Source organism: Caballeronia eucalypticola (genome assembly GCF_047608185.1).
GTDB lineage: Bacteria > Pseudomonadota > Gammaproteobacteria > Burkholderiales > Burkholderiaceae > Caballeronia.
On record NZ_JBLKRU010000025.1, the window covers coordinates 102,391 to 112,415 of the forward strand.

At 55.0% G+C, this 10,025-nt stretch carries 6 protein-coding genes, 3 tRNA genes and 2 rRNA genes; all 11 read left to right on the plus strand.

Annotation, left to right across the window (positions count from 1 at the left end; genetic code table 11):
• Positions 1-12: 12 nt before the first annotated feature.
• Complete coding sequence (locus ACMX25_RS25725) at positions 13-759, plus strand: Nif3-like dinuclear metal center hexameric protein (RefSeq protein ID WP_299701247.1); 747 nt, start codon at positions 13-15, stop codon at positions 757-759.
• 205 nt (positions 760-964) lie between these two features.
• Positions 965-1,585, plus strand: coding sequence for a ubiquinol-cytochrome c reductase iron-sulfur subunit (gene petA / locus ACMX25_RS25730; protein WP_414952835.1), 621 nt, complete (start codon positions 965-967; stop codon positions 1,583-1,585).
• Positions 1,585-2,967: a cytochrome b gene (locus tag ACMX25_RS25735; protein ID WP_414952836.1), complete on the plus strand. Its 1,383-nt coding sequence runs from the start codon at positions 1,585-1,587 to the stop codon at positions 2,965-2,967. Before petA ends, ACMX25_RS25735 begins: the two co-directional genes overlap by 1 nt.
• Positions 2,968-2,986: 19 nt before the next feature.
• Positions 2,987-3,739 carry a cytochrome c1 gene (locus tag ACMX25_RS25740; RefSeq protein WP_414952837.1) on the plus strand — a complete coding sequence of 251 codons (753 nt, stop codon included), beginning with the start codon at positions 2,987-2,989 and terminating at the stop codon, positions 3,737-3,739.
• 97 nt (positions 3,740-3,836) lie between these two features.
• Entirely contained in the window at positions 3,837-4,448 is a 612-nt protein-coding gene (locus tag ACMX25_RS25745; protein ID WP_031362199.1) for a glutathione S-transferase N-terminal domain-containing protein, read from the plus strand.
• 64 nt (positions 4,449-4,512) lie between these two features.
• Complete coding sequence (locus ACMX25_RS25750; protein WP_414952838.1) at positions 4,513-5,028, plus strand: ClpXP protease specificity-enhancing factor; 516 nt, start codon at positions 4,513-4,515, stop codon at positions 5,026-5,028.
• Between the two features lie 18 nt (positions 5,029-5,046).
• Positions 5,047-5,122 (plus strand) — tRNA-Thr (locus ACMX25_RS25755).
• Between the two features lie 807 nt (positions 5,123-5,929).
• Positions 5,930-7,462: ribosomal RNA gene (locus tag ACMX25_RS25760) — 16S ribosomal RNA — on the plus strand.
• 70 nt (positions 7,463-7,532) lie between these two features.
• Positions 7,533-7,609: transfer RNA gene (locus ACMX25_RS25765), tRNA-Ile, on the plus strand.
• Positions 7,610-7,674: 65 nt separating this feature from the next.
• A tRNA-Ala gene (locus ACMX25_RS25770) sits at positions 7,675-7,750 on the plus strand.
• A gap of 339 nt (positions 7,751-8,089) precedes the next feature.
• Positions 8,090-10,025 (plus strand): 23S ribosomal RNA (locus ACMX25_RS25775); the annotation flags it as partial.

Below are 10,025 nucleotides of genomic sequence, written 5' to 3' on the forward strand. Positions count from 1 at the left end.
ATAGAGGAATTCATGGATCGGATCGAACTGGAATTGTATCTGAACAATCTGCTGGAAATCGGGCGCTTCAAGGACTATTGCCCGAATGGTCTGCAGGTTGAGGGATCACGCCGCGTAGCCAAACTGGCGACTGGCGTCACAGCGTCGCAAGCGTTCCTGGACGCGGCCATTGAGTGGGGCGCGGACGCCGTGCTCGTACATCACGGCTACTTCTGGAAGAACGAGGCGCCGCAGGTCACGGGGCGCAAGTACCGGCGGCTGAAGACGCTGCTCGAACATGACATCAACTTGTTCGCGTATCACCTGCCGCTCGATTCACATCCCGAGTTTGGCAACAATGCCCAGCTCGGTGAACGCCTTGGCTTGATCGCGGACAACCGCTTCGGCGATCAGGATCTCGGCTGGATCGCGTCGTTGCCCGTGCCTTTGTCGCTTGAGCATTTCACCGCAACGGTCGAAAACGAAGTCGGGCGCAAGCCGCTCGTGTTCGGCAATCCGGATTGGGAGTTGCGCCGCGTGGCGTGGTGCACGGGCGGCGCGCAAGGGTTCTTCGACCAAGCGATTGCAGCCGGCGCGGACGTCTACATCAGCGGTGAAGTGTCCGAGCAGACCATGCACATCGCGGCGGAAAGCGGCGTGGCTTACGTTGCGGCAGGGCACCATGCCACCGAGCGATACGGCGTCCAGGCGCTCGGCGCGCATGTGGCCGAGCATTTCGATATCGAGCATGTGTTTATTGATATCGATAATCCGGTTTGATTATCTTGCGGTGCAATAAATAATCGAGCGCGGTAAATAACCCCTTCATTCGACAGTCACGATTAAGTGCGGGGAAACCCTTAAGAATGAAGGACTTCGAGCGTTTTTTGCTATTCAACTCTTGTAAATGACGACTCCATTCGCGCACACTAGCGTCGGTAGAACGAACTGACGGTATAAATCCAACTCAGAAGTGGGGCGTGTGATGCGAGACAACGAAGATCAACGCGTCGACGGCAGCCGCCGAACCTGGCTGATCACGACGACCGTAATGGGCGGAATCGGTGGCGTAGCGGCTTGCGTCCCGTTCGTCGGGTCGTTTGCACCGTCGGAAAAAGCCAAGGCAGCGGGCGCGCCGGTCGAAGTCGATATATCAGGTCTCAAGCCTGGCGACCTGATGACGGTTGCCTGGCGCGGTAAGCCGGTCTGGATCCTCAACCGTACCGACGAAATGCTCGCCGACGTCAAGAAGGCCGATCCCGAGCTCGCCGATCCGCAGTCGAAGAAAGCGTTCAGCATGCCGCTGCCCGAATACTGTAATAACGAATACCGTTCGCGTGCCGAACACAAGAACCTGCTCGTTGCCGTGGCCGTCTGTACGCACCTCGGCTGCACCCCCACACCGCGCTTCCAGGAAGGCGCCCAGCCCAATCTCCCTGACGACTGGCCCGGCGGTTTTCTCTGCCCGTGCCACGGCTCGACCTATGACCTGTCCGGCCGTGTGTTCAAGAACAAGCCTGCGCCGGACAACCTGGACATCCCGCCTTATATGTACACATCGGCGACGTCACTCGTGATTGGCAAGGACGAAAAGGGAGAGGCGTAATGGCGGCTACCGACAAGGAAGTGGAAACAACGGGGTTTCTGGGCTGGATCGACCGGCGCTTTCCGCTGACATCGACCTGGAAAGCGCACGTTTCCGAGTACTACGCACCGAAGAATTTCAACTTCTGGTACATCTTCGGCTCGCTGGCGTTGCTGGTGCTGGTGAACCAGATCGTCACCGGCATCTTCCTGACGATGAACTACAAGCCCGATGCGACGCTCGCGTTCGCATCGGTCGAATACATCATGCGGGAGGTGCCGTGGGGCTGGCTGATCCGCTACATGCATTCCACGGGCGCGTCGATGTTCTTCGTCGTCGTGTATCTGCATATGTTCCGCGGGTTGTTATACGGCTCGTATCGCAAGCCGCGTGAACTTGTCTGGATCTTCGGCTGCGCGATTTTCCTGTGCCTGATGGCCGAAGCGTTCTTCGGCTACCTCCTGCCGTGGGGCCAGATGTCGTTCTGGGGTGCACAGGTGATCGTGAACCTGTTCTCGGCGATTCCGTTTATCGGCCCGGATCTGTCGCTCTGGATTCGCGGCGATTACGTAGTCTCGGACGTGACGCTCAACCGCTTTTTCGCGTTCCATGTGGTCGCCATTCCGCTTGTGCTGATCGGCTTGGTTGTCGCTCACCTGGTCGCGTTGCACGAAGTGGGATCGAATAACCCGGACGGCATCGAAATCAAGGCGAAGAAGGACGAAAAGGGCGTTCCGCTCGACGGCATTCCCTTCCATCCGTACTACTCCGTCCACGATTTCATGGGTGTCTGCATCTTCCTGTTCATCTTCGCCGCGATCATTTTCTTCGCGCCGGAAATGGGCGGTTATTTCCTCGAAGCCAATAACTTCGTCCCGGCAAACTCGCTGCAGACGCCGAACGAAATCGCGCCGGTGTGGTACTTCACCGCTTTCTACGCGATGCTGCGCGCGACCACCGACCCGTTCAAGATCGTGCTGATGATCGTGGTCGCGCTGCTGGGCGTGCTGGCGTTGTTGCGGGCGCGTGGCAAATGGCGGATCGGTTTGCCGGTGCTGGCGTTGCTGCTGATTGTGTTCATGGCGCTGACCGAATCGAAATTCTGGGGCGTAGTGGTCATGGGTACGGCCGTGGTGTCGCTGTTTTTCTTACCGTGGCTTGACCGAAGTCCTGTCAAATCCATTCGATACCGGCCGTTTTTCCACAAAGTGTTCTACGGCGTCTTCGTGTTCGCGTTCCTTGTACTTGGTTATCTCGGCACGAAACCGCCGTCGCCTTCCAGCACGTTGATAGCGCAGATTTGTGCGTTGATTTATTTCGCGTTTTTCCTCGGCATGCCCTTCTGGACGACCCGCGGCCGCTTCAAGCAGCCGCCGGACCGCGTGCGGTACAAGCCGCATTGACCCCAAAGGAGACATAACGATGAAAAAATGGTTTTCTACCCTTATGGTGACTGGCGCGGCGCTGTTGTCGTTCGGCTTGACGCCGGTGCACGCGCAGGAAGTGCCGCTGGACGCCGCGCCCGATAGCTCCGAAAATTTTGCGTCGCTTCAACATGGTGCAAAATTGTTTGTAAACTACTGCCTGAATTGCCATAGCGCGAGTTTGATGCGTTACAACCGGCTGACGGACATTGGCATCGATCCGAAGGAGATTCAGGCAAATCTGCTGTTCACGACTGACAAGGTCGGCAACACGATGACCATCGCCATGCGTCCCGACGATGCAAAAACGTGGTTCGGAGCGGCGCCGCCGGATTTGTCGGTGGAAGCGAGGGCGCGCGGCAAGGACTGGATCTACACGTACTTGCGCAGTTTTTATCGCGACGATACCCGGCCGACCGGCTGGAACAATCTCGTGTATGAAAATGTCGCCATGCCGCACGTGCTGTGGGAGTTGCAGGGTGTCCGAACGGCGAAATTCGATACCGAAATCGACGAAAAAACCGGCGAAAAGGTCAAACATTTCGCGGGTTATACCCAAGTGACTCCGGGGACGATGTCGCCAGTAGATTATGATTCGGCTATGGCCGATCTGGTTTCGTACCTTTCGTGGATGGCGGAACCGGCCCAGCAGGAGCGAAAGCAACTGGGCGTCTGGGTCCTGATGTTCTTGGGAGTTTTGAGCTTTTTGGCGTGGCGCCTCAACGCGGCATACTGGAAGCAAATTAAATAACACGCCGCGATCGGTGTGGGTCAGCGTCGTCGAAGCGCCTCCTAGCAGGCGCTTTTCGCACGCTGGCCCTTATGTTTTTCTGAAGGGACTTTTAATCATGATGGTTTTGTACTCCGGCACTACCTGCCCGTTCTCCCAGCGCTGCCGGCTGGTGTTGTTCGAAAAGGGCATGGACTTCGAAATCCGCGACGTTGACCTGTTCAACAAGCCGGAAGACATCGCGGTGATGAATCCGTACGGCCAGGTTCCCATTCTGGTCGAACGCGACTTGATCCTGTACGAATCGAACATCATCAACGAATACATCGACGAGCGTTTTCCGCATCCGCAACTCATGCCCGCCGATCCGGTGCAGCGCGCCCGCGCTCGCTTGTTCCTGCTGAACTTCGAGAAAGAGCTGTTCGTGCATGTTGGCACGCTGGAAAACGAGAAGGGCAAGGCTGCAGAGAAGAATCACGAGAAGGCACGCAACGCCATTCGTGATCGTTTGACGCAACTTGCTCCTATCTTCCTGAAGAACAAGTACATGCTCGGCGAAGAGTTTTCCATGCTCGACGTCGCCATCGCGCCGCTGCTGTGGCGCCTGGACCACTATGGCATTGAGTTGTCGAAGAACGCTGCGCCGTTGATGAAGTACGCCGAGCGGATTTTCAGCCGGCCGGCATACATCGAAGCGCTGACGCCTTCTGAGAAAGTGATGCGTCGCTAATATTTTCGATGGCGGGGCGTGCCGGCTCGACCGGCGGCGCCTTCCATCGATAGAGGGCAAGTCGATGCAAGAAATATCCACCAAGCCTTATCTGCTGCGCGCACTCTACGAGTGGTGCACGGATAACGGCTTTACGCCGCATATCGCGGTGCGGGTCGACAACGGCACGCGCGTACCGCGCCAGTTCGTGCGCAATGACGAGATCGTGCTGAACATCAGCTTCGAGGCCACAAGCCAGCTGCAGATGGGCAATGAGTGGATCGAGTTCAGTGCGCGCTTTTCTGGCAAGTCGCACAAGATCGAGGTGCAGGTCACCAACGTGCTGGCTATCTATGCACGGGAGAATGGCCAGGGCATGGCTTTTCCCGTCGACCCCGCTGCAATTGGCGCGGCGCCGGATCTGTCGGGCGAAAACGGGCCGCGTTCGTCGGAGCTGGGGCCGGAGGAAAGTGGGACTGAGCGGATCGAGAACCGTGGCGCAATGGCGTCTGCGCGAGACGCACGAGATGACGACGAGTTGCCTCCTGACGACGATGGTTCTAAATCATCGGGTCGAGGCCACCTCAAGGTCGTCAAATGAAGTAAAATCGCTGACTTCGCCGGCTTAGCTCATCAGGTAGAGCAGTTGATTTGTAATCAGAAGGTGGCGGGTTCGAGTCCTGCAGCCGGCACCAGTTTAGCTTTTCGTGAAGCATCAAGTTGTATCAAACCCCGCGCCCGGTAACGGTTCGCGGGGTTTTTGTTTTTCGGCGGGCGTTAATCGTGTGAGGCTGAATAGCGCGATGTGCGATGGGTGGTGGTCCTGCCGCGCGTTTTGCGGAGGCGTTCCCGTGAAGGCCAGCGTCCATCAAAAGTCTTGGGCATCAAACACGTTCGGCTAGTCTCGGTTCTTCGTCGTATTTCGCCGTATCGCATGCGTTGTTCACGTGCCATTAATATTCTTTTCACAAACCCCTTGCGCAACGTCTGAGGGGGCACTAGAATTCGGCCTCTTCGCTTCTGGATGAGGCGAAGAGAAGCGGGAAGTAAGGCGTTAGCTGTTCAGTTTCGGTACCCGGAGAGCCAAGCAGGACGGCGCTTCGACGGAATTGAAAAGTCCAGGTGGTCGAGATGATGTTTGTCACGAAGCGGTAAAAAACCTGTTGACGAAAAGCGAAACGCAGGACATAATCTCGTTTCTGTGCTGCAGATGCAGCGACGCGAAAGCGGCAGGGTTCTGAGGGTTGGGATCGTGCGGTGGGTAGCGAATGTTCTTTAAAAACTAACAGCCGATAAGTGTGGGCGCTTGGTGTTTTGCTTTAAGCGTGGTGGTGTTTTCCGGGGTAACCCGGGAGGTGCTGCCGTGAAGCGAAAGTATCAAGTCTCACACTAGTATTAAGGTAGGTTTTGAGCGTCTTTCGGGTAACTGGAAGATGGGAGGAACTTGTCAGTACGTTGAGTGAGCGACCTATTCGCAAGAATAGAAAACAGTAACAGGCATTGAACTGAAGAGTTTGATCCTGGCTCAGATTGAACGCTGGCGGCATGCCTTACACATGCAAGTCGAACGGCAGCACGGGAGTAATCCTGGTGGCGAGTGGCGAACGGGTGAGTAATACATCGGAACGTGTCCTGTAGTGGGGGATAGCCCGGCGAAAGCCGGATTAATACCGCATACGATCTACGGAAGAAAGCGGGGGATCCTTCGGGACCTCGCGCTATAGGGGCGGCCGATGGCAGATTAGCTAGTTGGTGGGGTAAAGGCCTACCAAGGCGACGATCTGTAGCTGGTCTGAGAGGACGACCAGCCACACTGGGACTGAGACACGGCCCAGACTCCTACGGGAGGCAGCAGTGGGGAATTTTGGACAATGGGGGAAACCCTGATCCAGCAATGCCGCGTGTGTGAAGAAGGCCTTCGGGTTGTAAAGCACTTTTGTCCGGAAAGAAAACCTTTGGGCTAATACCCTGAGGGGATGACGGTACCGGAAGAATAAGCACCGGCTAACTACGTGCCAGCAGCCGCGGTAATACGTAGGGTGCGAGCGTTAATCGGAATTACTGGGCGTAAAGCGTGCGCAGGCGGTTCGTTAAGACAGATGTGAAATCCCCGGGCTTAACCTGGGAACTGCATTTGTGACTGGCGAGCTAGAGTATGGCAGAGGGGGGTAGAATTCCACGTGTAGCAGTGAAATGCGTAGAGATGTGGAGGAATACCGATGGCGAAGGCAGCCCCCTGGGCCAATACTGACGCTCATGCACGAAAGCGTGGGGAGCAAACAGGATTAGATACCCTGGTAGTCCACGCCCTAAACGATGTCAACTAGTTGTTGGGTCTTCATTGACTTAGTAACGTAGCTAACGCGTGAAGTTGACCGCCTGGGGAGTACGGTCGCAAGATTAAAACTCAAAGGAATTGACGGGGACCCGCACAAGCGGTGGATGATGTGGATTAATTCGATGCAACGCGAAAAACCTTACCTACCCTTGACATGGTCGGAACCCTGCTGAAAGGTGGGGGTGCTCGAAAGAGAACCGATACACAGGTGCTGCATGGCTGTCGTCAGCTCGTGTCGTGAGATGTTGGGTTAAGTCCCGCAACGAGCGCAACCCTTGTCCTTAGTTGCTACGCAAGAGCACTCTAAGGAGACTGCCGGTGACAAACCGGAGGAAGGTGGGGATGACGTCAAGTCCTCATGGCCCTTATGGGTAGGGCTTCACACGTCATACAATGGTCGGAACAGAGGGCTGCCAACCCGTGAGGGGGAGCTAATCCCAGAAAACCGATCGTAGTCCGGATCGTAGTCTGCAACTCGACTACGTGAAGCTGGAATCGCTAGTAATCGCGGATCAGCATGCCGCGGTGAATACGTTCCCGGGTCTTGTACACACCGCCCGTCACACCATGGGAGTGGGTTTTACCAGAAGTGGCTAGTCTAACCGCAAGGAGGACGGTCACCACGGTAGGATTCATGACTGGGGTGAAGTCGTAACAAGGTAGCCGTATCGGAAGGTGCGGCTGGATCACCTCCTTTCTCGAGCTCAAACGTATTGAAGTGAAGTGCTAAAGCGCTCACGCTTATCGGCTGTAAGAAGACAGGCTAAGGGTCTGTAGCTCAGTTGGTTAGAGCACCGTCTTGATAAGGCGGGGGTCGTTGGTTCGAATCCAACCAGACCCACCATTTACTCTTGAGCGTTTGAAAGAACGTGAAATGATAAATGCAGACCCTCAGGCATCAAGGTACTTGGGGGATTAGCTCAGCTGGGAGAGCACCTGCTTTGCAAGCAGGGGGTCGTCGGTTCGATCCCGTCATCCTCCACCAATCACCAACGCATAGCATTCTTTGCACACGAGAGTGATTATGCATTGGCGATTGAGCCAGTCAGTAAGCAATTTAAGGCATAGCGCTTTAAGTTGTGCTGTCGTTCTTTAACAATCTGGAAGAAGTAGTAAAGAGATTCACGAAAATACACTTAGAGATGGGTGTGTGAGTAGGTGAATCAGGGTTGTGATTGTATCAATGTATGAAAAGGTGATCGAAAGATTGCTTTGGAATACGGCGCAACACGAATACTCAACCTATAGCGGTGTGAAAGAGGTTTCATCGGCATTGAACTTCGGTTCGGTGTAGAGCGAACTCTCGGAGACACACTCGTTATAGGGTCAAGCGAACAAGTGCATGTGGTGGATGCCTTGGCGATCACAGGCGATGAAGGACGCGGTAGCCTGCGAAAAGCGACGGGGAGCTGGCAAACGAGCTTTGATCCGTCGATGTCCGAATGGGGAAACCCGGCCCTTCTGGGTCATCCTGAGCTGAATACATAGGCTCAGTGAAGCGAACGCGGTGAACTGAAACATCTAAGTAACCGCAGGAAAAGAAATCAACCGAGATTCCCAAAGTAGTGGCGAGCGAAATGGGATCAGCCTGTACTCTTTAGCACGACCGTTAGCCGAACACTCTGGAAAGTGTGGCCATAGCAGGTGATAGCCCTGTAGGCGAAAGCGGATGTGTGGAACTAGGTGTACGACAAGTAGGGCGGGACACGTGAAATCCTGTCTGAAGATGGGGGGACCATCCTCCAAGGCTAAATACTCGTGATCGACCGATAGTGAACCAGTACCGTGAGGGAAAGGCGAAAAGAACCCCGGGAGGGGAGTGAAATAGATCCTGAAACCGCATGCATACAAACAGTCGGAGCCTCGCAAGGGGTGACGGCGTACCTTTTGTATAATGGGTCAGCGACTTACGTTCAGTAGCAAGGTTAACTGATTAAGGCAGCCGTAGCGAAAGCGAGTCCGAATAGGGCGTTCAGTTGCTGGGCGTAGACCCGAAACCAAGTGATCTATCCATGGCCAGGTTGAAGGTGCGGTAACACGTACTGGAGGACCGAACCCACTAATGTTGAAAAATTAGGGGATGAGCTGTGGATAGGGGTGAAAGGCTAAACAAACTTGGAAATAGCTGGTTCTCTCCGAAAACTATTTAGGTAGTGCCTCGTGTATCACCTTCGGGGGTAGAGCACTGTCATGGTTGTGGGGTCCATTGCGGATTACTACGCCATAGCAAACTCCGAATACCGAAGAGTGCAATCACGGGAGACAGACATCGGGTGCTAACGTCCGGTGTCAAGAGGGAAACAACCCAGACCGCCAGCTAAGGTCCCCAAATATTGCTAAGTGGGAAACGAAGTGGGAAGGCTAAAACAGTCAGGAGGTTGGCTTAGAAGCAGCCACCCTTTAAAGAAAGCGTAATAGCTCACTGATCGAGTCGTCCTGCGCGGAAGATGTAACGGGGCTAAGCAATATACCGAAGCTGCGGATGCGAGATTTATCTCGCATGGTAGGAGAGCGTTCCGTAAGCCTGTGAAGGTGCATTGAAAAGTGTGCTGGAGGTATCGGAAGTGCGAATGCTGACATGAGTAGCGATAAAGGGGGTGAAAAGCCCCCTCGCCGTAAGCCCAAGGTTTCCTACGCAACGTTCATCGGCGTAGGGTGAGTCGGCCCCTAAGGCGAGGCAGAAATGCGTAGCTGATGGGAAGCAGGTTAATATTCCTGCACCATTGTTAAATGCGATGGGGGGACGGATCGCGGAAGGTTGTCCGGGTGTTGGAAGTCCCGGTCCTTGCATTGGAGAAGGCGCTTAGGCAAATCCGGGCGCGTAATTCAAGGGTGTGAGGCCATTCGCTTAGGCGAAGAAGCAATCGGAAGTGGTTCCAAGAAAAGCCTCTAAGCTTCAGTTTAACAAGACCGTACCGCAAACCGACACAGGTGGGCGAGATGAGTATTCTAAGGCGCTTGAGAGAACTCGGGAGAAGGAACTCGGCAAATTGGTACCGTAACTTCGGGATAAGGTACGCCCCTGTAGCTTGACTGGCCTGCGCCAGGAGGGTGAAGGGGTTGCAATAAACTGGTGGCTGCGACTGTTTAATAAAAACACAGCACTCTGCAAACACGAAAGTGGACGTATAGGGTGTGACGCCTGCCCGGTGCCGGAAGATTAAATGATGGGGTGCAAGCTCTTGATTGAAGTCCCGGTAAACGGCGGCCGTAACTATAACGGTCCTAAGGTAGCGAAATTCCTTGTCGGGTAAGTTCCG

Coding starts and splice junctions, on each gene's coding strand:
- petA (WP_414952835.1), top strand. CDS start 965: ATGCGAGACAACGAAGATCAACGCGTCGACGGCAGCCGCCGAACCTGG.
- ACMX25_RS25725 (WP_299701247.1), top strand. CDS start 13: ATGGATCGGATCGAACTGGAATTGTATCTGAACAATCTGCTGGAAATC.
- ACMX25_RS25740 (WP_414952837.1), top strand. CDS start 2,987: ATGAAAAAATGGTTTTCTACCCTTATGGTGACTGGCGCGGCGCTGTTG.
- ACMX25_RS25735 (WP_414952836.1), top strand. CDS start 1,585: ATGGCGGCTACCGACAAGGAAGTGGAAACAACGGGGTTTCTGGGCTGG.
- ACMX25_RS25750 (WP_414952838.1), top strand. CDS start 4,513: ATGCAAGAAATATCCACCAAGCCTTATCTGCTGCGCGCACTCTACGAG.
- ACMX25_RS25745 (WP_031362199.1), top strand. CDS start 3,837: ATGATGGTTTTGTACTCCGGCACTACCTGCCCGTTCTCCCAGCGCTGC.